General features: G+C 73.3%; 18 protein-coding genes. 10 read left to right on the forward strand and 8 right to left on the reverse strand.

Annotated features, from left to right (window positions below; translation table 11 throughout):
* Positions 1–120 precede the first annotated feature (120 nt).
* Together HS045_RS13920 and HS045_RS13925 are read right to left on the reverse strand one after the other, a co-directional pair.
* Positions 121–795 (reverse strand): FadR/GntR family transcriptional regulator, encoded by a 675-nt coding sequence (locus HS045_RS13920; protein WP_196451773.1) that lies wholly within the window; start codon positions 793–795, stop codon positions 121–123.
* 73 nt (positions 796–868) lie between these two features.
* Complete coding sequence (locus HS045_RS13925; protein WP_196451775.1) at positions 869–1582, reverse strand: TetR family transcriptional regulator; 714 nt, start codon at positions 1580–1582, stop codon at positions 869–871.
* 189 nt (positions 1583–1771) lie between these two features.
* On the opposite strand from HS045_RS13925, the gene HS045_RS36140 reads away from it, so the two are divergent.
* From HS045_RS36140 to HS045_RS13940, 3 genes are all read left to right on the forward strand, one after another.
* Positions 1772–2842 carry an acyl-CoA dehydrogenase family protein gene (locus tag HS045_RS36140; protein ID WP_196451777.1) on the forward strand — a complete coding sequence of 357 codons (1071 nt, stop codon included), beginning with the start codon at positions 1772–1774 and terminating at the stop codon, positions 2840–2842.
* Positions 2839–3993, forward strand: a complete 1155-nt coding sequence (locus HS045_RS13935) for an acyl-CoA dehydrogenase family protein (protein WP_196451779.1) — start codon at positions 2839–2841, stop codon at positions 3991–3993. Before HS045_RS36140 ends, HS045_RS13935 begins: the two co-directional genes overlap by 4 nt.
* Positions 3994–4219: 226 nt before the next feature.
* On the forward strand, positions 4220–7222 hold the full coding sequence (locus HS045_RS13940) for a response regulator (protein ID WP_196451781.1): 3003 nt from the start codon (positions 4220–4222) through the stop codon (positions 7220–7222).
* Between the two features lie 154 nt (positions 7223–7376).
* Here HS045_RS13940 and HS045_RS13945 read toward each other — a convergent pair whose 3' ends face one another.
* Positions 7377–8897 (reverse strand): hypothetical protein, encoded by a 1521-nt coding sequence (locus HS045_RS13945; protein ID WP_196451783.1) that lies wholly within the window; start codon positions 8895–8897, stop codon positions 7377–7379.
* Between the two features lie 291 nt (positions 8898–9188).
* On the opposite strand from HS045_RS13945, the gene HS045_RS13950 reads away from it, so the two are divergent.
* The 5 genes from HS045_RS13950 to HS045_RS13970 are packed head-to-tail and all read left to right on the forward strand — an operon-like array spanning position 9189 to position 13214.
* Entirely contained in the window at positions 9189–10415 is a 1227-nt protein-coding gene (locus HS045_RS13950) for an ABC transporter ATP-binding protein (protein ID WP_196451785.1), read from the forward strand.
* Positions 10408–11076, forward strand: a complete 669-nt coding sequence (locus HS045_RS13955; protein WP_196451787.1) for an ABC transporter permease — start codon at positions 10408–10410, stop codon at positions 11074–11076. The genes HS045_RS13950 and HS045_RS13955 overlap by 8 nt, the downstream gene beginning before the upstream one ends.
* Complete coding sequence (locus HS045_RS13960) at positions 11073–11744, forward strand: ABC transporter permease (protein ID WP_196451789.1); 672 nt, start codon at positions 11073–11075, stop codon at positions 11742–11744. Before HS045_RS13955 ends, HS045_RS13960 begins: the two co-directional genes overlap by 4 nt.
* 36 nt (positions 11745–11780) lie before the next feature.
* Positions 11781–12704, forward strand: coding sequence for an ABC transporter substrate-binding protein (locus HS045_RS13965; protein ID WP_196451790.1), 924 nt, complete (start codon positions 11781–11783; stop codon positions 12702–12704).
* A 30-nt stretch (positions 12705–12734) separates the two neighbouring features.
* Positions 12735–13214 carry a flavin reductase family protein gene (locus HS045_RS13970; protein WP_307827516.1) on the forward strand — a complete coding sequence of 160 codons (480 nt, stop codon included), beginning with the start codon at positions 12735–12737 and terminating at the stop codon, positions 13212–13214.
* Between the two features lie 192 nt (positions 13215–13406).
* Here the strand turns inward: HS045_RS13970 and sppA are convergent, their stop codons facing one another.
* The 4 genes from sppA to HS045_RS13990 form a co-directional block, all read right to left on the reverse strand.
* Positions 13407–15104, reverse strand: coding sequence for a signal peptide peptidase SppA (sppA, locus tag HS045_RS13975; RefSeq protein WP_196451791.1), 1698 nt, complete (start codon positions 15102–15104; stop codon positions 13407–13409).
* A 29-nt stretch (positions 15105–15133) separates the two neighbouring features.
* Entirely contained in the window at positions 15134–17209 is a 2076-nt protein-coding gene (locus HS045_RS13980; RefSeq protein ID WP_196451792.1) for a S8 family serine peptidase, read from the reverse strand.
* 317 nt (positions 17210–17526) lie between these two features.
* The gene (locus HS045_RS13985; protein ID WP_230884030.1) at positions 17527–19206 is read right to left on the reverse strand and encodes a glycosyl hydrolase family 18 protein; all 1680 of its coding nucleotides are present in this window, start codon (positions 19204–19206) and stop codon (positions 17527–17529) included.
* Between the two features lie 91 nt (positions 19207–19297).
* Positions 19298–19705: a hypothetical protein gene (locus HS045_RS13990; protein WP_196451793.1), complete on the reverse strand. Its 408-nt coding sequence runs from the start codon at positions 19703–19705 to the stop codon at positions 19298–19300.
* Between the two features lie 104 nt (positions 19706–19809).
* On the opposite strand from HS045_RS13990, the gene HS045_RS13995 reads away from it, so the two are divergent.
* Both HS045_RS13995 and HS045_RS14000 read left to right on the forward strand, forming a co-directional pair.
* The gene (locus HS045_RS13995; RefSeq protein ID WP_196451794.1) at positions 19810–20376 is read left to right on the forward strand and encodes a hypothetical protein; all 567 of its coding nucleotides are present in this window, start codon (positions 19810–19812) and stop codon (positions 20374–20376) included.
* Positions 20369–20977 carry a hypothetical protein gene (locus HS045_RS14000; protein ID WP_196451795.1) on the forward strand — a complete coding sequence of 203 codons (609 nt, stop codon included), beginning with the start codon at positions 20369–20371 and terminating at the stop codon, positions 20975–20977. Before HS045_RS13995 ends, HS045_RS14000 begins: the two co-directional genes overlap by 8 nt.
* A 106-nt stretch (positions 20978–21083) precedes the next feature.
* Here HS045_RS14000 and glgB read toward each other — a convergent pair whose 3' ends face one another.
* On the reverse strand, positions 21084–23297 hold the full coding sequence (gene glgB / locus HS045_RS14005) for a 1,4-alpha-glucan branching protein GlgB (protein ID WP_196451796.1): 2214 nt from the start codon (positions 23295–23297) through the stop codon (positions 21084–21086).
* Positions 23298–23551 lie beyond the last annotated feature (254 nt).

Raw genomic sequence — 23551 nt, forward strand, 5'->3', positions numbered from 1 at the left:
GATCGATCACTTGGTTGAACATGTTTCTGAAACGTGTTCTATTACGGGCCGGGGTGACAGTCAAGGGCGGCGGCGAGGGGGACCCGTCGGCCGGGGCCGGCGACCTCCGTGCGATCGGGCTCAGGCCAGGACGCCGCGGAGCCACTCCTCGACGCCGGCGACGTGCACGGTGGCCCAGGCGCGGGCGACCTCCGGCTGGCGGGAGGCGATGGCCTCGCAGATCGCGGCGTGCTGCTCGCGGGTCCTGTCCAGCGAGCCCCCCTGGGTGAGGCCGCGCCAGATGCGGGCCCGGGTGGTCGGGCCGGACAGGCTCTCGATCAGCGAGCAGAGCACCGGGTTCCCCGAGCCCTCGGCGATGCGCCGGTGGAACCGCAGGTCGTTGGCGACGAGCTGCTCGACGCTCGGGTCGCCGGGCAGCGAGTCGAGGATCCCGCGCAGCTCGGCGACCCCGGCCTCGTCCATCCGGGTCGCGGCCATGGCGGTGGCCGCCGGTTCCAGGATCCGCCGGACCTGGAAGAACTGCAGCACGGTGTCGTCCTGGTGGAAGTCCACCACGAACGACATGGCGTCCAGCAGCAGCCCCGGCTCCAGGCTGGTCACGTAGGTGCCGTCGCCCTGGCGCACGTCCAGCACGTTGATCAGGGCCAGGGCCCGGACGGCCTCGCGCAGGGAGTTGCGGGACAGGCCGAGCCGCTCGGCGAGGTCGGCCTCCTTCGGCAGACGGCTGCCCGGGGCGAGCTCCCCGGAGAGGATCATCTGCTTGATCTTGTCGATCGCGGCGTCGGTGACCGCCACGCTTCACCGTCCCAGGCTCGCCCGTACATCGGATGTCCAGGAGTGTAGGGGGCGCTGGGAACCGGCTCCGGTCTCACGAGGGGGGAGCGGCCGGGAAATCGGCGAACAGGCGGGTGGCGACGATCTCGATGCGCCACTGGATCTGCTCGTACGTCCGCCGTCCGCGCAGCATCTCCAGCAGCTCGTGGACCCAGACGCTCGCCAGCGAACCGGCGAGGGCGACCTGCTCCTCGGTCGGGCCGTCCCCCTCGCCGGGGCGCTCCCCGGCGACGCGGACGAGCAGGCCCGCCATGCGGTCGCCGAACGGGGTCTCCACCTCGGTCATGATCAGCGAGCGGATGAGCGCGTCGGCGAGCTCGGGTTCGCGCATGAGACCGCGGGTGGCCCGCATCAGCACGTCGACCGCGCGGCCCGCCGGATCCGCGGCACCGGGCGGCCGGCGCTCGATGCTGCTCTCCAGCAGGTCGATCTCCTCGCCCACGACGGCGACGACCAGGTCCATCTTCGAGGGGAAGTAGCGGTAGAGGGTGCCCAGCGCGACGCCCGCGCGCTCGGCGACGGTGCGCATCTGCATGGCCTCGACGCCGCCGCGGGAGGCCAGGGCCGCGGCGGCCTGGATGATGCGCTTGCGCCGCTGGTGCTGGCTCCTCGTGCGGACGCCGGTGGCTGAGGGTTCGCCGTGCACGCCTGCCCCCTTGCTCGTGACGGGTCCGGCGGTGCTCGGGGCGGACGTGCCGGCGAGGCGCGGGGTCTCCGGCACCTCGATGGTCATATGCGGAGTACGCATGAGAACACGTTATCTGATTTCCTCCTCCTCCGATGAGTTACCCACCGGTCACCAGTCCCCTCTTCTCTCCATGAGATATGTCTCACGGCGATGTTCTGTGCGATGGTGCGAAGAGATGCTCTGGACAGTTATTGGAATGTGTTCTAATTTCTGGTCGAGTGATTCGGGCACCACCGCCGGGAGGCGCCAGTGGACTTCACCCTTGACGAGGCGCAGGACGAGCTGCGCGGGCTCGCGGCGGGGCTGCTCGGGCGGGAGGCGGCCCCGGCCCGGATCGAGGCCCACGAGCGGAGCGGCGAGCCGTACGACGCGGGGCTGTGGCGCTCCCTCGCCCGCGCCGGGCTGCTCGGCGCGGTCCTGCCCGAGGAGGCGGGCGGCGCCGGTCTGGGGCCGGTGGAGCTGGCGGTGATCCTGCGCGAGGTCGGCGCCCACGTCGCCCCCGTCCCCGTCCAGCAGAGCCTGGTCGCCGCGATGACCGTCGCCCGGTACGGCTCGGCCGCGCAGCGCCGGGCGCTGGCCCCGCTGGCCGAGGGCGGGCTGGTGCTGAGCGCGGCGGCGGATTCCGGCGCGGCGACGGCCCGGCGGGCCACGGGAGGCGGCTGGGCGCTCGACGGCCGCACCGGCGTCGCGCCCTACGCCGCCCAGGCGGACCGGGTGCTGGTCCCGGCCGCGGTGGACGGCGGGACCGGGCTGTTCCTGGTCGATCCGGGGACGGCGGAGCCGCTGACCATCCCCCTGCCGTCCGGCGAGCCGGGGGCCGTGCTGGTGCTGGACGGCGTCCCCGCCGAACCGGTCGGCCCGGCCGGGGACGGACAGGCGCTGCGGGGCCTGCGGCACCTGTCCGTCGCGGGGGCCGTCGCCACCGCCTCCGGCGTGCTGGCCGGAGCCCTGGCGCTGACCACCGGCTACCTCGGGACGCGCCGGCAGTTCGGCCGGGCGCTGGCCGAGTTCCAGGCGGTGACCATGCAGATCGCCGACGTCTACATCGCCGGCAGGGCCCTGGACGTGGCCCTGTGGTCGGCGGTCTGGCGGCTGGCGGAGGGGCCGCCCGAGGAGGCGGAGGCGGACCTGGAGGTGGGCGCGTTCACCGCGGCCGGCCCCGCGCTGAAGGCGCTGTACACCTGCCAGCACCTGCACGGCGGGATCGGGCTGGACGTGACCTACCCGCTGCACCGCCACTTCGCCTGGGCCAGGCACCAGGCCCACCTGCTGGGCGGGGCGGAGGCCCGGCTCGACCGGATCGGAGCGCTCACCGCATGATGATCGACCTGACCGCGGAGCAGAAGCGGCTCCGCCACGAGCTGCGCGAGTACTTCCAGGGCTGCCTGACCGCCGAGGAGCGCGCGAAGATCGACGCCGACCCGTTCGGCGACGCCTACATGGAGCACTGCCGGCGGCTCGGCCGCGACGGCAGGCTCGGCCTGGGCTGGCCGAAGGAGTACGGCGGCGGCGGGTACGGTCCGCTGGAGCAGCAGATCTTCGCCAACGAGATCGCCCGGGCCGAGGTGCCCTACCCGCTCATCACCGTGCAGACCGTCGGCCCGACCCTCATGCAGTACGGCACGCCCGCCCAGAAGGACCGCTTCCTCCCGCGCATCCTGGCCGGGGAGTGCCACTTCGCGATCGGCTACAGCGAGCCGGAGGCGGGCACCGACCTGGCGTCCCTGCGCACCACGGCGGTCCTCGACGGCGACCACTACGTGGTGGACGGGCAGAAGACGTTCACCTCGGGCGCCCACTACGCGGACCACATCTGGCTGGCCGCCCGTACCGACCCGGCGGCGAAGCGGCACCGCGGCATCACGATGATGATCGTCGACTGCGCCGACCCGGGCTTCTCCTGGACGCCGATCGTCACCATGGACGGGCGGCACCACACCAACGCCACCTACTACTCCGGGGTGCGGGTGCCGGTGGACATGGTGGTGGGGGAGGTGAACCGCGGCTGGGACCTGATCGTCGACCAGCTCAACCACGAGCGGGTCACGCTCGGTCCGGCGGGCAACCTCGGCCGCCTCCAGGACCGGTTCCTGGACTGGGCGCGGGGCGCGGGACTGGACGGCGAGCCGGCGGTGCGCCGCGCGCTCGGCCGCCTGCACGTGCTGTTCCGCACCAACGAGCTGCTCAACTGGCAGGTCGCGGCGGGCATGGACCGCGGCTGGCTGGGCGCCCCGGACGCCTCCGCGACCAAGGTCTACGCCTCGGAGGCGATGCAGGAGGCCGGCCGGCTCCTCGGCGACGTCCTGGCCCGCTTCGGCGACCTGGCCGATCCGGAGACGGCGGCGTTCGCCGACCGGCTCGACCGCCTGGCCAGGGGCGCGCTCGTGCTGACCTTCGGCGGCGGCGTCAACGAGGTGCAGCGCGAGCTGATCGCCATGCTCGGGCTGGGCCTGCCGAGGCCGCCTCGCTGAGCCCGGCTCCCTCGCCGTCCCGGCGGGGCGGCGTACGGCACATCCTCTCCGAAAAAGCGGACATATAGAATGAACGGCTATTTATGTCCACTGTGGAGAAGAGGACGAGACCATGGCGACAGGCGCGCCCTCCCCCTCACCCTCACCCTCATCCGAACGGCAGACGGCGGGCCCGGACAGGCGGACGGCGGGCCCGGGCAGACGACGGCGCGCGGGCGGCTGGACGGTGAGCAGGCTGCTCGCGGTCGGCTACGCCCTCGCGTTCGGCGCCCTCGCCGTCATCGGGATCAGCTCCTACATCCGCATCGGCACGCTGTCCGAGGAGCGCAGGGCGGTCGAGCGCACGCAGCAGACCCTCGACCGGATCGCGAGCCTCCGCGACCTGCTCAAGGACGCGGAGAGGGGTCAGCGCGGCTACGTCATCACCGGACAGGACCGCTACCTCCATCCGTACCGGCAGGCGCTCCCCGGCATCGAGGAGGACCTCGCGGAGCTGCGCCGGATGACCGCGGACAACCCGCGCCAGCAGGAGATCCTCACCCGGCTCCAGGTGCCGATGCGCGAGAAGCTCGGGGTGCTCGACGAGACGATCCGGCTCCGCCGCGAGCAGAGTTTCGAGGCCGCCCGCGACGTCGTCCTGACCGACCGCGGCGTGTGGAGCATGGCCCGGACCGAGACGTCGCTGAACCAGATGAGGGAGGAGGAGCAGCGGCTGCTGGAGATACGGCAGCGCAGCAGCGCCGAGAGCGCCGCCGACACCCGGAACGTCATCCTGTGGGGCTCGCTGCTCGCGGCCCTGCTGGTCGCCGTCGCGGCGCGGTGGGCGACGCGCAAGGTGACCGGTTCCGTCGAGGAGGTGTCGTCCGCGGCCAGACGGGTCGCGGCCGGCGACGTGACCCGCCCGGCCCAGGTGACCGAGCCGGTGGAGCTGGCGCAGATGGCCGAGGCCGTCAACGCCTCGGTGCAGCTCATCGCCCGGACACGGGACGAGGCGCTCGACGCGGCGGCGGCCAAGGCCTCGTTCCTGGCCACCATGAGCCACGAGATCCGCACCCCCATGAACGCCGTCATCGGGATGACGGACCTGCTGCTGGAGACCGAGCTCGACACCGACCAGCGGGAGCTCGCCGACACCGTGCGCAACAGCGGTGAGGCCCTGCTCGCCGTGATCAACGACATCCTGGACTACTCCAAGATCGAGGCCGGGCAGCTCGATCTCGACGACGAGCCGTTCGACGTGCGCGAGTGCGTGGAGGGCACGCTCTCGCTGATGGCCCTCGCCGCCGAGAGCAAGGGCCTCGAACTCGTCGGGGACATCGCCCCGGACTGCCCGCGGATGCTGCGCGGCGACGTGACGCGGCTCCGGCAGGTGATCGTCAACCTGCTCAGCAACGCCGTGAAGTTCACCGACCAGGGCGAGATCGTCGTCACGGTGGACGGGCGGCGGCTCCCCGCGGAGGGCGACGGCGCGGTCCGCCTCCGGGTGGCGGTCAGGGACACCGGTATCGGCATCCCGGCCGAGCGCATGGACCGGCTGTTCCGCTCGTTCAGCCAGGTGGACTCCTCGACCACCCGGGTCTACGGGGGCACCGGCCTCGGCCTGGCGATCAGCCGGCGGCTCGCTCGGGCCATGGGCGGGGACCTGGCCGTCGAGAGCGAGGTCGGCGCCGGCTCCACCTTCACCCTGACCGCGGTGCTGGCCGGCTGCCCCGAGTGCCCGGCGCCCGCGCCGACACCCGCCGACGTGGCGCTCAGCGGGAAGTCCGCCCTGGTCGTGGACGACAACGCGACCAACCGGCGCGTCCTGCGGCTGCAGCTGGCGGGCTGGGGGATGGAGTGCACCGATGTCGGCACCCCGGGCGAGGCGGTGGACCTGGTCACCGGCGGCCACTCCTACGACGTCGCGGTCCTGGACATGCACATGCCGGAGATGAGCGGAGAGCAGCTGGCCGGCGTCCTGCGCGACCTCCCCGTCGGCCGGGACCTGCCGCTGGTGCTGCTGACGAGCGTGCACTGGCGGGCCCGGCTCGAACAGAAGGAGCTGTTCGACGCGGTGTTGACCAAACCCGCCCGCAGCACCGTACTGCGGGAGAAGATGACGGGCGCGATAGCCCGCAGGGGGGCGGCGGTCTCCGGGACGGAGACGGCGGGAGAGCTCCGGGAGGGCGCCGAGCCGGAGGCGGGCGCCGGGAAGGGCGTCCTCAATGTGCTGCTCGCCGAGGACAACCCGGTCAACCAGAAGGTCGCCCAGCTCATGCTGGCCAGGCTCGGTCACCGGGTCGACACGGTCGACGACGGCGTGCAGGCGGTGGAGGCGGTACGGCGCGCCTCCTACGACGTGATCCTCATGGACATGCACATGCCGAACATGGACGGGCTGGAGGCGACCCGGCGGATCCGCGCCGAGCAGCGGGACGCCCGGCCGTACATCGTGGCGCTGACCGCCAGCGTGCTCGGCGAGGACCAGGAGGCCTGCCGGAACGCGGGCATGGACGACTACCTGGCCAAGCCGGTGCGCGCGCACGAGCTGGGTGAGCTCCTCGAACCGCTGCGGCCCGCGCAGGCCGGTCCGGCCGCGCCGGAACCCGCCCCGCCGGAACCCGCCCCGCCGGAACCCGCTCCGCCGGAACCCGCTCCGGCCGCGTCGTCCGCTCCGGCCGCGTCGTCCGCTCCGGCGCGGTCCTCCGGTACGGCGCCGCCCGTTCCGGCGGCGGACGCGCCCGGCGGCGTCCCGTCTCCGGAGGGATCCGTCCCGTCCCGGAAGGAACCGGTGCCCGCGGAGCGGCCGGCGCCTCCGGAGGAGGCGTCCGGGCGGCCGTCACGGGAGACCTCCATCAGGGAGCGCCTCGACGAGCTGGCCGGACCGGACGCGGGGGAGGACGACTGGGAGATGGTCGACTATCTGGCGACCTCGTTCGTCGCCAAGGCCCCGGGCGCCCTGGAAGAGCTGGAGGAGGCCGTCTCCCGGGGGCACGCCGGGGACGTGGAGAAGCGGGCGCACAGCCTGAAGGGCTCCGCCGTCAACATGGGGGCGACCGCGCTGGCCGAGCTGTGCGCCCGGCTGGAGGCGCAGGGCAGGTCGGGGGAGCTCTCGGCCACGGTGGAGACGCTGCGACCACTGCGGGAGGAGCTCGACCTCGCCTGCCGCATCCTCCGGACCCTGCGCCCCGCCGTCGGCGAGGAGCAGGAGCCCGCGGCGCACGGCGAGGGACCGCGTCACCCGGGATGACGGGGCCGGCCGCTCCGCCCGGGGCCGGTTGTGCTGTCCGGGACCGGTTGTGTTGTCCGGGGCGGGCCGCTCCGTCCGGGGCCGGCCGCGCCGGTCGGGGCCGGCCGCGCCGGTCGGGGCCGGCCGCGCCGGTCGGGCGGCGGCCGGGCACGTCCTACGGGGTGACGATGGTGGGGACGGCGAAGAAGACGAGCATCGCGATGGTGACGCAGATCAGGAAGCCGACGACCTCCCAGACCCAGTCGTGGTGGCGCTCGCCGCGCCCGGTCTGCCTGCGCCTGCGGCGGCTCCCGGTCGGCGCGGGAGCGGAACGGGCCCGGCGGTCCGCCTCACCGTCCTCCGGAGCCTTGCGGGGCCGGGCCGTCTCCCCGTGCGCCGCGCCGCCCGGGAGGCCGGACGGACTTCCGGTGGGAGCCGGAACGGGGGGCCCCGCGGAAGCCGCCGCCGGAATCTCCGGTGGCGTTCTGAACGGGGCCGAGGCGACCAGCTTGTCGGTGTAGGCCAGGGCCGCCCGGACCTCCGGGCTGAGCGGGCGGAACAGGTCCTCCCCCGGGCTCTCCCCCGGGGCGGGGCCGTCCACCGTCGGAGGCGAGTCGAGCACGTCGCCGGGGACCGGGGCGGGCAGCACGGGCGCCGCGCGCCGCGGCCTCGGCCGGCGCGGCCGGGGGCGGGGGGTGCGCAGGGGAGGATCGGGGACGACGGCCGTGCCGGAGGGCCGGTCGAGCGCCCCGTCGGGCGCCCCGTCGGGCGCCCCGTCGGGCGCCGTGTCGGGTGCGGTGTCGAGGGCGGTCAGCACCGCGTCGGGTGCGGTGTCGAAGGCCGTGTCGGGTGCGGTGTCGAGGGCGGTCAGCACCGCGTCGCGCAGCCTGGGCATCGGCTCGGTGGTCGCCTCGTGGGCGGAGACGGCGTCCGGGTCCGGTGGAAGGAACAGGCGGGTGCTGGTCAGCGCGTGCGGCTCGGTGAGCGGCAGCGGCCAGGCGGGAGCGGTCGGCCAGAGCCTCTTGAGCGGCAGGGCGGAGGTCCGGCCGGCCGGAGCCGTGCCCGCCGCGGTGCCGGAGGCCGTGCCGGGCGCCGCGCCGGAGGCCGTGCCCGGCGCGGCGGCCAGTACGGCGGCACGCAGCCCCGACGGAGGGGCGGCCCACGGGGCGCGGGCCAGGACGTCGCGGATCGGGGCGGTGCCCAGGAGGGCGAAGACGCCGGCCAGGCGGGCCGGCGGACGCGCCGAGGGCAGGGCCAGGCCCAGGGACTGGGCGAAGCGGCGGCAGGCGCTCACGGTCAGCTCGTCGGCGGTGTCCGCCGCCACGTCGAGCACCCAGGAGAGCTCGGAGACGTCCATCCCGCACACGCCGGACAGGTACAGCACCTCGCGCTGGTGCGGCCGGAGGTCCCGCAGGACCCGCCCGAGGAAGGCGGCGACCGGGTCGGCGCCGGCGGGGGGCGGGGCGTGCACGACGTCGCGCCGCTGGATCTCGCCGCGGGCCATGGCGTACAGCCCGGCGCGCGGGGGGTGCCGCTCGGCGGGCACCCCGGACAGGACGGACAGGACCGCGGCGGAGGCGGTGTCGGGATCACCGAGCTGGTCGTGGCAGTAGGCGAACAGACCGGGGGCGTGGAGGTCGTAGAGCTCGCCGATCGAGTCGCTGAGCGATCGCCGGCCGAGGAGCGGTTGGGTCACGGCGGGACCGGTTCCTGAAGGGGGCGGGCGGGGTGGGGTGGGGTGGGGGAGGAGCGTGTGGCATGTGTGACGTGGGTGGTCGGGGTGCCCACGATATGGGCAATGATGCCAAGTCATCGAGGTTCTTCGCACTATTGGGTGCCTATTTGATGTCGAAGACCTGCGGGGCGGCGGAAAGAGCGGGAGGTAGCGGGACAGATCGGAAGCGGACACCATAGGCTGTTGCGCGAGGGATCATGGGGGCGGTTGCGGCAGGGGGGCCGTACCCCGGCCGGAGACCAGGGGTTGGACATGATCACATTTGACGGCGTCACCAAGCGGTACGCCGGCGGGACCGTCGCGGTCGACGGTCTCGACCTGGAGATCCCCACGGGGCGGATCACCGTGTTCGTCGGCCCGTCCGGCTGCGGGAAGACCACGTCGCTCCGCATGATCAACAGGATGGTCGACCCGACCGGCGGGCGGATCCTGCTCGACGGCGTGGACGTGACGACCATCGACCCGCCGACCCTGCGGCGCGGCATCGGCTACGTCATCCAGCAGGCCGGGCTCTTCCCGCACCGGAAGGTGGCCGACAACGTGGCCACGGTACCCCGCCTGCTCGGCTGGGACCGGCGCCGGGCCCGGGCGCGGGCCATGGAGCTGCTGGAGCGGGTCGGACTCGACGCCTCGCTGGCCGACCGCTACCCCTTCCAGCTCTCCGGCGGCCAGCAGCAGCGCGTCGGGGTGGCCCGGGCGCTGGCGGCGGACCCGCCGGTGCTGCTGATGGACGAGCCGTTCAGCGCGGTGGACCCGGTGGTACGCGCGAGCCTGCAGGAGGAGCTGCTGCGCCTGCAGGCCGAGCTGCGCAAGACGATCGTGTTCGTCACCCACGACATCGACGAGGCGATCAAACTCGGCGACCGGGTGGCCGTGCTCCGCGTCGGCGGCCGGCTGGCCCAGCTCGACGCGCCGGCGCGGTTGCTGGCCGAGCCCGCCGACGACTTCGTCCGCGCGTTCCTCGGCCGCGACCGGGGCATCCGCCGGCTCTCGTTCGTCCCGAGCGGAGACCTGCCGCTCCGCACCGACCTGACCGTCCCGGCCTCGGCCGCCGCGGTCTCGGCGCGTGCCGCGGCCGAGCCCTGGCTGGTGGCGGTGGACGACGGCGGCAGGCCGCTGGGCTGGATCGCCCGGGAGAGCCCGCCGGACTCCGGCGCGCGGCCGGAGCCGTACGGGACGTTCGTCCGGGGCCGGGACCCGCTGCGCTCGGTACTGGACGCGGCGCTGCTGTCCCCCTCGGGCCACGCGATCGCGGTGGACGCCTCCGGCCGGGTCGAGGGAGTGGTGACCCGCGAGGCGCTGGACGCGGCGCTGGCGCGGGCCGCGGCGGGCGACCCGGCGACCGGGGACGACGGCGGTCCCGCAGTCGGTCCCGCAGTCGGCTCCGCCGGTGCGGGTTCCGACGGAACCGCCGGCGCGGTGGCGGCCGGCCCTTCCGACGGAACCGCCGGCGGGGTTTCGGGGGGCGCCCGTGGGTGAGGAGCCGCTGATCCGCTGGGACTGGATCGGGCGCAACCTGCCCCTGCTCTGGGAACTGCTGGTGGACAACGCCGTCATGGCGCTGGTCCCGGTGGTCGCCGGGCTGCTCCTGGCGCTCCCCCTCGGGCTGGCGGGCGTGCGCTGGCGCCGGCTCTACCAGCCCACGGTGGGCGTGATGAACGTGGTCTACTCGCTGCCCTCGCTGGCGGTCTTCATCGTGCTCATCCCGGTCACCGGTCTGGCGACCCGGCTGACCGTCATGGTCCCGCTCACCTTCTACGCGATGGCGGTGCTGGTCCCGGCCGTGGTGGACGGGCTGGGCGCGGTGCCCGACCACGTCCGCCAGTCCGCGGTGGCCATGGGCTTCACCCCGCTGCGGCGGCTGCTCGCGGTGGAGTTGCCGATCGCGGTGCCGGTCGTGCTCGCCGGGCTGCGGGTGGCGACGGTCTCCAGCGTCAGCCTGGTCAGCGTGGGCGCGCTGGTCGGCAGGGGCGGGCTCGGCTACCTGTTCATCGACGGCTGGCAGCGGCAGTTCCCCACCCCGATCATCGCGGGCATCGCGCTGATCGTGCTCCTGGCCGGGGCCGCCGACCTGCTGCTGGTCGGCGCGCAGCGCCTGCTGACGCCGTGGGCCGGATCCCTGGAGAGGGGGCGGGCGTGAACTGGCTGATCGAGTTCCTCGGTGACCCGGCCAACTGGGCCGGCGCGGACGGCATCCCGGTCCGGCTGGCCGAGCACCTGGAGTTCGCCGGGCTCTCGCTGCTGCTGGCCACGGCCGTCGCGGTGCCGCTGGGCCTGTGGATCGGGCACACCGGCCGGGGCGCGCTGCTGGTGGTGCTGAGCGCCAACGCGGCGCGGGCCCTGCCGACGCTGGGCCTGCTCGTGCTGATCGTGCTCCTGATGGGGGTCGGCACGATCGTCCCGGTGCTGATCCCGCTGGTGGCGCTGGCCGTGCCGCCCATCCTGGTCAACGCCTACGAGGGCGTGCGGGGGGTGGACCCCGAGCTGCGCGACGCCGCCTACGGCATGGGCCTGCGCGGCCGCCAGGTGCTGTCCGGGGTGCTGGTGCCGGTGGCGCTCCCGCTGATCCTGCTCGGTCTGCGCACGGCCGCCATCCAGGTGGTGGCGACCGCGACGGTCGCCGCCTACGTGGGTCTGGGCGGTCTGGGCCGCTACGTCATCGACGGCCTGGCGACCCAGGACTACCCGCGCGCCGTCGGCGGGGCCGTCCTCGTGGCGGGGCTCGCGCTGGCCGTCCAGGGGATGTTCGCGCTCCTGTCGCGTGTTGTGGTGTCGCCGGGGGTGAGCCGCCGGCAGGACATCCGATAATCTCCTATTTTCCTCCCGTTTCAGAAGGGAATCGCGATGAAGCGCCTGCTCCGTACCGCGGTCGTCGTCCTGTCCGCGGCGTTCACGCTCAGCGCGTGCGGGGGCGGCGACCCGCTCACCAGCGCGTCGCCCTCTCCGGCGGACTCCGGGTCCGCGACCGCTCCCGCCTCGGGAGGGAAGGTCGTCGTCGGTTCGGCCAACTTCCCGGAGAACGTCCTGCTGGCCGAGATCTACGCCCAAGCCCTGGAGGCCAAGGGCGTGCAGGTCGAGAAGAAGCTCAACATCGGCAGCCGCGAGGTCCTCTACGACCAGGTCAAGGGCGGCGGCCTGACGATCCTGCCGGAGTACGCCGGCTCGCTGCTGGCCTACGTCGACAAGTCCAGCACCGCCAGGACCAAGGACGACGTCGTCGCCGCGCTCAAGGAGAAGCTCCCCGCGGAGCTGGAGATCCTGGAGCCCGCCGCGGCCGAGGACAACAACTCGCTGACCGTCACCCGGGCCACCGCCGAGAAGGAGGGCCTGACCACGATCGAGGACCTGGCCAAGGTCGCCAAGGGCTACGCGGTGGGCGGTCCGCCGGAGTTCCAGTCGCGCCAGGAGCAGAACTTCAAGGACGTCTACGGCCTGGAGTTCAAGGAGTGGAAGAAGACCGGCGCCGCCACCGCCGACGCGATCAAGGACGGCACCGTCCAGGTCGGCAACGTCTTCACCACCGATCCCAAGATCGTCCTCAACGACCTCGTCTCGCTCAAGGACAGCAAGAGCGCCTTCGCCGCCGAGAACGTCACGCCGCTGGTGCACAAGGCGGGCGTGGACGACACGGTGCGGACCGCGCTGAACGCGGTCTCCGCCAAGCTCGACACCGCCGGCCTGGTCGCGCTGATGAAGCGCGTCGCGGTCGACAAGGACGACGCCGCCGTCGTGGCCAAGGACTGGCTGACGCAGAACGGCCTGGTCTGACCGTAGGGTGGTCGGGGTGAGGGGGTGCGGGTGAGCGCGTTCACCGAGGCGATGGCGCAGGTCGCCGGGGCGGTGTCCGTGGTGACCGTCCGGGACGGGCGCGACGACGTGGGCGCGACCGTGACCACCTTCACCTCGATCTCGCTCGACCCGCCGCTGGTCATGGTCAGCCTGGCCGGCGGCGGTTACCTCAACGAGCTGCTGCTCCGCTGCGACCGCTGGGCCGTCAGCGTGCTCTCGGCGGAGCAGAAGGCCGTCGCCAGCCGGTTCGCCGCCGCCGGCCGCCCCGGTGCCCGGCTCCTGCTCGCGGGCACCCCGCACCACCGGGGCCCGCTGAGCGAGGCGCTCGTCGTGGAGAAGGGCGTGACCGCCCTGGAGGCCGAGACGACCCAGGTCGTCCCCGCCGGAGACCACACCCTCCACCTCGCCCGGGTCCTGGGCGTCGACTACGTCGACGCGGCCGCCGCCCCGCTCGTACGGCTCCGCGGCCGCTACCGCGCCCTGGGCTGAGGTCCGCCCGCCCGGGTGGAGCCGCCGCCCGGGCGGGCGGCCGGAACCGAAGGCGCTCCGGCGGATTCCACGGGCGGCACGGACGTCGCGGGATCCGGTGGCGGGCACGGCGACGCCCCGCCGTACGGCTCGCGCCGGGGCGGGGCGTACGGCGGGGCGTCGCCGGAGACGATCCGGGCCGGGAACGGGCTCCTAGCGGATCGTCCAGGAGCCCGGGAGCGTGAGCGGGCCGTACGACGGCAGGCCGAGCTCGGAGGCGAGGGAGGCCAGCGGGCCCCAGGCCTCCAGCCGGACCCGGGCGAGCGCGGCGGCCCTGTCCTCGCTGGACTCCGCCGGGCGCAGGCGCTCCAGCGGGTTCAGCCGCGGGTAGGGGCGCACCGGGGCGTCGGCCGCGAGCCCGGCCTTCTTCCTGGCCAGGGCCAGGGCGTCCTCCAGCCCGCCGAGCTCGTCCACCAGGCCGCTCGCGTGAGCGTCGGCGCCGGTCCAGACCCGTCCCCGGGCCAGCTCGTGGGCGCGCTCGCGGGTCAGGCCGCGGCCCTCGGCCACCTTGCCCACGAAGTCGTCGTAGATCCGGTCCAGCCAGGCGTTGACCCGGTCCCACTGGGCGTCGGAGAAGCCGTGCGTGGGCGAGAACATCGCCGCGTTGGCGCCCTCGCGCACGGTCTCGGAGGTCACGCCGATCCTGCCCAGCAGCTCGCCGATGACGGGCTTGCCGCCGAACACGCCGATGGAGCCGGTGAGCGTGCCGGGCTGGGCCATGATCACGTCGGCGGCCATGGCGACGAAGTAGCCGCCGGAGGCCGCCACGTCCCCCATCGAGACGATGACGGGCTTGCCCGCCTGACGGGTGAGCACGACCTCGCGCCAGACGGCGTCGGAGGCGACGTAGGAACCGCCGGGACTGTCCACCCGGAACACGACCGCCCGCACGTGCTCGTCGCGGCGGGCCGCGCGCAGGGCGGCGCAGACGGTGTCGGAGCCCATCGCGCCGCCGCCCACGGGGCCGCGCCCGCTCCGGCCGAGCTTGATCGGCCCGCTGCCCTGCACCAGCGCCACGACCTGCTCGCCCGGGTGCGGCAGCTTCCTGGCGAGCGCGCCCTTGTGGTAGCGGGAGACGTACAGCAGCAGGGCGTCCGGGCCCGCCTCCCGCCGGACCTCGTCGTAGACCTCGTCGCGGTAGGCCAGGCCGTCCACCAGCCCGGCCTCCACCGCCTCGGCGCCGATGAACGGCCCGGCGTCGACGAGCTCGCGCACCTTGGCCGGGTCGAGCCGGCGGCCCTCGGCGATGCCCGCGACGACCTGCTCGGTGACCGACGCGGCGATCCGGGCCACCGACTCGCGGTGCGGCTCGGTCATGCCCTCCCGGGTGAACATGTCGGCGGCCGTCTTGTACTCGTGGCGCTGGCCGAGCTGGTACTCGACGCCGAGCTTCTCCAGCGCGCCGCGCACGAAGCGCTGCTCCAGCGCGATGCCGGTCAGCCCGACGTCGCCCGAGGGCTGCAGGTAGACCCGGTCGAAGGCGCTGGCCAGGTAGTAGGGGACGGTGCCCGCGCCGAACTCGCCGAACGACTCGGCGAACACCACCGCCCGCTTGCCCGCCGCCCGGAACCGGAGCACCGCCTGGCGCAGCTCCTGCACCACGGCCAGCCCCAGGTGGTGTGTGCCGATCTTGACGACCAGGCCCTTGACCCGGTCGTCCGTCCTGGCCCGTTTGAGCCCGGACAGCACGTCGGACAGGCGCGTCCTGCGCATGGACAGGACCGCGCTCAGCGGGTCGGCCGGGGGCCGGTCGATGAGGCCCTCGCTGAGGTCGAGTTCGAGGACCAGCGGAGCGGTCCGCCGCTGCCGGATCCTGTCGACGGTGTCGATGATCGCCTTCGTCGCGTCCATGACCTCACCCTAAGCGACGCTTTCGCGGCTCATGCGGCCCGGCGTGCGTTCACCTGCTTTCGCAGGGCGGAGGCGGATCCGCCGGGGGACGTCCCCGCCAGGCGGCGCTTCTCGGCCGTCGCGAGCACGCCCCTGACCGTGTCCGTAGCGCCCGGCCCGCCGGTCTTGGCGCCGAGGTCGGCCGCGCCGTGCGCCCAGTTCAGCCAGGCGGCCAGCAGTTCACGGTCCAGTACGGCCCGCTTCGTCCGCTTGGCGGGTGTGAGCACCCGGTGGGCGGCGCTCAGCGTGGAGGCGCGGACGGCCTCGGAGAAGACCGTGCTGGCCTTGCCGACCAGGCGCAGGTAGCAGGCGAGCGTCCCGTCCGGCAGGTCCCCCCGGCCGCGGGTGAGCTCGGCGGCCCACCGCGCGGCGGTCAGGGCCTGCTTCGCCGTGCCCCGGGTGCAGACCGCCCGCGCGGCGGGTGCGGCGGGCGCGGGGGCCGGGGTGGCGGTGACGGTCACGGTGACGGTGACCGTGGGCAGCGGGACCGGTGCCGGGTCGGCGGGCGAGGGGTCCTGCGGGCCGGGAGCCGGCCGTGGGCCCGCGCTCGGGTCGGGGCGCGGGTCGTCGGCAGGGTCGTCGGCCGGACCGTCGGACGGGTCGTCCGGCACGGTGCCCTCCTCCGGACCCGGAGGGGTGATCCCGGGTGCGGGCGTCCCGCCGTTGAGCGCGACGGCCAGGTCGATCCGGGGCGTGCTCGCGCCGCCGTAGGAGACCGGGCGGCCCGCGGCCCGCAGCCTGCCCAGGAGCGCGTCGGGGGCGTCGTCGGCGTCCTGCTGCGCCAGCAGCGCGAACGCGCCGGCCACGTGCGGAGCCGCCATGGAGGTCCCGCTGTAGACCTGGGTGCCGCCGCCGGGGACCGCGGAGTCGACCCCGACGCCGGGGGCGAACAGGTCGAGCCCGGGACCGTGGTTGGACCAGTGGGGGACGCGGTCGTCGTCGGCGGTCGCGCCCACGGTCACCGCGCCGGAGAAGCACCCGGGGGCGCCGGCTCCGGCGGAGCCCTCGTTCCCGGCCGCGGCGACGACCGCCACGCCCTTGGCCCGCAGGGTCTCCACCCGGTCCCGCATGGCCTGCAGCCCCGGTACGGCGTCGCACGCGCCGTCGAACATCCCGCCGCCCAGACTGAGGTTGACCGCGACGAGGCCGGGGACGGTGTCCTTCAGCGCGGCGACGTGGTCGAGGGCGAGCAGGAGCGAGGACTCGTAGGCGGTCAGGCAGGCCGTCTCGCCCTCCCAGCAGTCGGAGATCCGGCTGAAGACCTGGACGGCGACGAGATCGGCGGCGGGGGCGACCGCGTGGGCGATGCCCGCGACGTGGGTGCCGTGGTCGCACAGGTTGGCGCCCTCGTGCACGCACGCGGCCGTCTCGGCGTCGGCGGAGGCGTCCTCGGCCTGCCCGTTGGGGCACAGGGACCGCGCGCCGCCGTCCGTGGCGGAGAAGCACGCCTGCCGGACGACCCTGCCGCCCAGGGCGGGGTGGTCGGCGTCGACGCCGGTGTCGACGATCGCGATGGTCTGGCCCTGGCCGGTCGTCCCGGCCGCGTGCGCCTTGTCGGCCCCGATCACCTGCAGCCCCGAGGCCAGGGAGACGGGGGAGTAGGTGCGGTCCCGCCGTACCGAGACCACCCGGGGATCGGCCGCCAGCGCGGCCAGGGACTCACCGGTCGCCTCGACCACGATGAACGAGGTGTCCGGCGGCCGGAGCACGACCTCCGACTCCGGCAGGGCCTCGGCCGCGCCCGCCACCGGGGCGGCCTCGGCGGGGGCGGTCACCTCGACGATGACGCGGGTCCCGTCCTCGTCGGCGGCGAGGCCGTCCTCCAGCTTCGGCGCCTCCGGCGCCGGGGCTCCGTCCTGGGCCGGCGTCCCGTCCTGGGCTGGAGGAGCGTCGGCGGGGGCGTCCGGCGCCTCATCGTCGGTCGGCGTCCCATCGGTCGCCGGAGCCGGTACGGCGGGGCTCCCGGTGGCCGCCGGGGCCGGTGCGGCGGGGTCCTCGGCGACCGCGGGCAGGGCAGGGGTGATGGTGAGCACGATCGCCAGGGCCACGGCAGCTCGAAGTCGCACACGTCCTCCGGGGGATGAAGCGGGCGATTCGGAGTCTAGGCAGCGGTTCGCGCCCGGTGAATACCCTCGTCCCGGATTCGTGGATCTTCGCAGCGGTTCTTCGGGATCTCTGACCGTGGACCTCTGACCGTGGACCCCTGGTCGCGGGCACCTGACCGCAGGCCCGCCCCTGACGCGGACCTCTGGCACGCGTCCCCGCCGCGCGCCCCGGAAGTCCGCCCGGCCCCCGGTCGTGGATCCCGGACGGGATCTCCGGGGCCGGACGCGGCTCGACCCCCCGCGGCGTTGCGCACGCGGAGGGCCGAGTGCCCGAAATATTACTTCAGTCCGTTGGCGATCGCGGTGATGAGCTCGCCGTTGGCCGTGTCGCCGCTGGTCTCCCAGAAGAAGGCGCCGCCCAGGCCCTGGTCCTTGGCGTAGGTCATCTTGCCCTTGACGGTGCTCGGGGTGTCGTAGCTCCACCACTCGCCGTTGCAGAAGCCGTAGGCGGTGCCGCCCACGGTGCCGGTGGCCGGGCACTTGCTCTTGAGGACCTTGTAGTCCTCGATGCCGGCCTCGTAGGTGCCCTGCGCCGCGCCGGTGGCGGTGCCGCCCGGAGCCGCCTGGGTCACGCCGCTCCAGCCGCGGCCGTAGAAGCCGATGCCCAGCAGGAGCTTGCTCGCCGGGACGCCCTTGGCCTTGAACTTCTTGATCGCGGAGTCGGAGTCGAACCCGGCCTGCGGGATGCCGGTGTAGGAGGTCAGCGGCGAGTGCGGGGCCGTCGGGCCCTTGGGTGCGAACGCGCCGAAGTAGTCGTAGGTCATCGGCATGAGCCAGTCGAGGTCCCCGATGGCGCCGGCGTAGTCGGCGGCGTCGATCTTGCCGCCGCCGGAGCCGTCGGCGGTGGTCGCCGCGGTGATCAGGGCCTTGGAGCCGAACTCGGCGCGCAGGGCCCGGACCACCTTCTTGAAGGCGTCCGGCCCGCTGGTGTCACAGGACAGGCCGCAGGCGTTGGGGTACTCCCAGTCGACGTCGATGCCGTCGAACACGTCGGCCCAGCGCGGGTCCTCGACCAGGTCGTGGCAGGACTCGGCGAACGCGGCCGGGTTGGCCGCGGCCTGGGTGAAGCCGCCGGACCAGGTCCAGCCGCCGAAGGACCAGATCACCTTGATGTGCGGGTAGGCCTTCTTCAGCTTGCGGAGCTGGCCGAAGTTGCCGCGCAGCGCCCCGGTGTCCCAGGTGTCGGCGACGCCGTCGACGCTCTGGTCGGCGGTGTAGGCCTTGTCGTAGTCGGCGTAGGAGTCGCCGATCGTGCACTTTCCGCCGGTGGTGTTGCCGAAGGCGTACAGGATGTGGGTCAGCTTCGCCGCCGAGCCGCTGGTGACCAGGTTCTTCACGTGGTAGTTGCGCCCGTAGACGCCCCAGTTGGTGAAGTAGCCGACGATCTTCTTGCCGGACGGGCCGGGGTCGACGGTCGGGGTGACCGTGGGGGTGACGGTCGGCTTGACCGTCGGGGTGACCGTGGGGGTCGCGGTGGGGGTCGCGGTGGGCGTGGCCGTGGGGGTGACGGTCGGCTTGACCGTCGGGGTGGCGGTCGGGGTGGGCTCGGTGGTGCCGCCGCCGCTGCAGGAGGCGCCGTTGAGCTTGCAGTTCGTGAGGCTCTTCACCCCGCCGGGCGCGCCGATGAAGCCGAAGCTCATCGTGGTCCCCGCCGCCAGGGACTTGTTCCACGACTTGCCGGTGAAGGCGTAGCGGCTGCCGCTCCTGCTCATCTCCGCGTCCCAGGCGGAGGAGATCGAGGTGCCGGAGGGGAGGTCGAACTCGACCTTCCAGTCGTTGAGGGCGGTGCCGCCCGCCTTGACGGTGATCTTGCCCTCGAAGCCGTTGCCCCAGTCGGAGGTGGTCACGTAGGTGGCGGTGGCCGAGGCGGCGGCGCTCGCCGTGCCCATGGTCGCGATCCCCGTGGGGATCAGCAGTGCTGTTGCCGCAACCAGAGAGCCGATGGTGATTCTTCGCAAAGATCGCTCCAGGTCAGAGAGTGTACGGCCCCCGTATTCATAGGAAAGTTTCCTATTGATTTTGGAGCGTAAGACCATGTTCCCGCGGCGGTCAACGTCCCGATGGCCCCATAAGCCGGACATAAGCCAGATTTAAGGTGTGACGGATGTCGAACCGCACGCCCTGTCCCCACCTCCGGCGGAGGGCGCGAATCTCGTTGATGTTGTCGGAATGGCTTGATCGGCGCGCCTGATCGAGCCATTCCGACAACATCAACGAGCGTTGAAGATCTCCCGGCAGGGGGTGAGCCTCCAGACGCTCTGTCATGTCCGCCGTGCGGCAGCACGACGGCGCCGAGCAGGCGGGTGCCGTCGTGCTGCCGTACGGCGGGCGCCGGCCCATCGCGACCCGGCCGTCCCCGCGGTCATTCAGGAAACGATGAGTGCCGACGTGATCATCGAATCGAGTGGTGTCCCGCCGGACGAGTGCGAGATCATCTTCGGTGATGGAAGTGATCACGCCTCGACTGTGGCTGCGCGAGTTCGGCTCCGCCCGGTGCGGTCGGCGGCCGTCGGCTCTGTCCGGCGGCCACCCAGGTCATCCGCCCCCTGAATCGGAGCATCGTGACAAGTCGCAACAAATTCGATCAATGGTCGTATTTCGAGGAACGGGGCCTGGAAGACAGGTTCGAGTGCGCGTGGGTCGAGGCGCCCGACTACCGCGCGGTGGTCACCGCGCTGCGAGCGGAGGAGGAGACGGTCGCGTGCGACCTGAACCAGGCGCAGCGATGGTACCGCTCCTATCCGAAAGGGGACGCCCAGGTCATGTGGGTGGCCGAGCAGGGCCCCGGCTGGGTCAAGATGTTCACTGTGTCCGGGTTGTTCCCGTGGCGGGCCCTCGAATCGCTCCCGCAGCCGGGCTGCCGGGCCTACCATCTGCTCTACTTTGCGGGCGAAATCGACGAACCGATCTATTTCAACGGGGGCGAGTGGGAGGACATCCCCGAGGATCATTGGGACCGCCCCAGACAGGAGGGCGCGGGTCTCGTCGGATCCTCCGGCATCGCCCAGGAGATGAACTTCTACCTCGCCGCGATGGGATACATGACCGGCAGGTTCATCGACGACACCTGGTTCACCACGCCAGGGCTGCTCTGCCGCATCCCGGAGGGAGCGTGGCCCTGTGGCTGACCAGTGGGAGCTCCTGCGCGGCGCGGGACTGGGCCGCGGATTCACCGGCACCTGGGTCGAGTCGGGCGACGCCGAGGCCGTGGCCGCCCTGCTCGGCGCGGACCTCGCCTCCCTCCAGGACTGCGACCTGACCACCGCCATGGCCCATTATCGGCCGATGGCCTTCACCGAACGCATCTGGACCGGCCCGCACGCCGACGGCTGGACCCACGCCCTCACCATCAGCGGCCCGCCCCCGATGACCACCGGCCTGACGGAAGCGGGCCTGCGGTTCCTCCAGATCCGCACCATGGACGACTACGTTTACGACCTCCTCTACGGTGACGGCGTCATGACCGCCTGGCTGACCCAGCGCTGGTACGGCGAGGTCGTCGTCGAGCCCGGCTCCATGGTCGAGCCCTACCTCCGGGAGATCGACCCGCCCGTGATGCCGGAGGCCGTGCACTCCGGATCCGGAACCACCGAACCCGAGTACCACAACCTGGTCTGCCTGGAGATCTATCTCCTCCTCACCGCACGCATGAGCGGCCGGTTCGTCGACCGCGCATGGCTGGACGAGGAGAGAGCCCTCTACACCGTCCCGGTGCCGCCGCCGACGTGACGGAACACGTCGCTCTCGGCGACATCGGCGACATCGGCGACATCGGCGAGAGTCGGCGCCTCCGCCGGTTCCGGCGGAGGCGGACGGAGTCTCCGCGCGGATCAGGTCAGGCGATCTCCCCGCTGGGAGCCACCTCGACGTCCTCCCCGGCCGGCTCGCCGGTCTCCTGCGGGGCCTCGCGCCGGAGCCAGAGGGCGCCGAGCGGCGGGACGCGCAGGCGGGCGGAGTACGGCAGGCCGTGCCGGGGCTCGGCGACGGCCTCCACCGCGCCGAGGTTGCCGATGCCGCTGCCCGCGTAGTCGTAGGCGTCGGTGTTGACGACCTCCGTCCAGGCGCCGCCGTACGGCAGGCCGAGGTGGTAGTCCTCGTGCGGCCCGCCGGAGAAGTTGGCCACGCAGGCCACGGCCGAGCCGTCGGGGGCCTGCCGGAGGAAGGAGAACACGTTGCCCGGCGCGTCGTCGGCGTCGATCCAGCGGAACCCGTCGGGCGAGGTGTCCAGCCGCCACATGGCCGGGGTCTCCCGGTAGGCCCGGTTGAGGTCGCGCACCAGCCGCTGGACGCCCTTGTGCCCGTCGAAGTCGAGCACCCACCAGTCGAGCCCGCGCTCCTCCGACCACTCCGAGCCCTGGCCGAACTCGCCGCCCATGAACAGCAGCTGCTTGCCGGGGTGGGCCCACATGAACGCCAGCAGCGCGCGCAGGTTGGCGAAGCGCTGCCACTCGTCGCCGGGCATCTTGCCCAGCAGCGAGCCCTTGCCGTGCACCACCTCGTCGTGCGAGAGCGGCAGCACGAAGTTCTCCGAGTAGGCGTACATCAGGGAGAACGTCATCTGGTGGTGGTGGTACTGCCGGAAGACCGGTTCGTGCTTCAGATAGGCGAGCGTGTCGTGCATCCAGCCCATGTTCCACTTGAACCCGAAGCCCAGTCCGCCCAGGTAGGCGGGGCGGGAGACGCCCGGCCAGGCGGTCGACTCCTCGGCGATCGTGACGATCCCCGGGGCCTCGCGGTAGCAGACCGCGTTCATCTCCTTGAGGAACTCCACCGCGTCCAGGTTCTCGCGCCCGCCGTACTGGTTGGGGGTCCACTCGCCCTCGCGCCGCGAGTAGTCGAGGTAGAGCATCGAGGCGACCGCGTCCACCCGCAGGCCGTCGATGTGGAACTCCTTCAGCCAGTACAGCGCGTTGGCGACCAGGAAGTTGCGCACCTCCCGGCGCCCGAAGTCGAAGATGAGCGTGCCCCACTCGGGGTGCTCGCCGCGCGCCGGGTCGGAGTGCTCGTACAGGGGCGTGCCGTCGAAGCGGGCCAGCGCCCAGGCGTCCTTGGGGAAGTGCGCCGGCACCCAGTCGAGGATCACGCCGATCCCGGCCTGGTGCAGCCGGTCCACCAGGTGCCGGAACTCGTCGGGCGAGCCGAACCGGGAGGTCGGCGCGTAGTAGGAGGTCACCTGGTAGCCCCAGGAGCCGCCGAACGGGTGCTCGGCCACCGGCAGGAGCTCCACGTGCGTGAACCCCATGTCCCGGACGTACTCGACCAGCTCGTCGGCGAGCCGCAGGTAGGACAGGCCGGGCCGCCACGAGGCCAGGTGCACCTCGTAGACGCTCATCGGCTCCTCCAGCGCCCGCCGCCGCGGGCGCGCGTCCATCCACGCCCCGTCCTGCCAGCCGTACTCCGAGCGCTCGACCACCGACGCGGTCGCGGGCGGAACCTCGGTACGGCGGGCCATCGGGTCGGCCTTCTCCCGCCAGACGCTGTCGGCGCCCAGGACCGCGAACTTGTAGCGCGCGCCCTCGCCGACCCCGGGGACGAACAGCTCCCACACCCCCGAACCGCCCAGGGAGCGCATCGGGTGGCCGACGCCGTCCCAGTGGTTGAAGTCGCCGATCACCCGGATCCCGCGCGCGTTCGGCGCCCAGACGGAGAAGGCCGTGCCGTCCACGTCCTGGTGCCGCATGGGCCGCGCGCCGAGCACCTCCCAGAGCCGCTCGTGGCGTCCCTCGCCGATCAGGTGCAGGTCCACCTCGCCCAGCGTGGGCCAGAACCGGTAGGGGTCGGCCGTCTCGTACGGCTCGGCCCCCGCGTAGGACACCCGGAGCCGGTAGTCGGGGACCTTGTCCAGCCCCGGGACCGTCACCTCGAACACGCCGGAGTCGAGGTGCTCCATGTCGTGGACGTCGCCGTCGACGAGCACCTGGACCTTCTCCGCCAACGGCCGCAGCGCCCTGATCGTGACACCGCCCGGCCCCGGATGCGCGCCGAGGATCGAGTGCGGGTCGTGGTGGGCTCCGCCTGCCAGCCGGTTCAGGTCCAGGTCCGCGTTCATGGATCAACTCCCGTTGGTCGATATTCCCTAACCCTGCCCGCCTGTCGGCGTTCAACCCACTCGGTGGGCGGCATGCCAGGAAAGATCTTCTCGCGATCGCCGCCTCCCCGGAAGCGGGGGAGGCGGCGCCGGCCGGGACCGCGCAGAACCCGCGCCGGGCCCGGCCTGCGCGGGTCCGGGCCGGGACCGGCACGGGGTCGGCGGAGGCCCGGCGGAGGTTCAGGCCGGGACCGGCACGGGGTCGGCGGAGGCTC

It is taken from the genome of Planomonospora sp. ID82291 (assembly GCF_015711645.1).
In the GTDB taxonomy this organism is placed as follows: Bacteria; Actinomycetota; Actinomycetes; order Streptosporangiales; family Streptosporangiaceae; genus Planomonospora.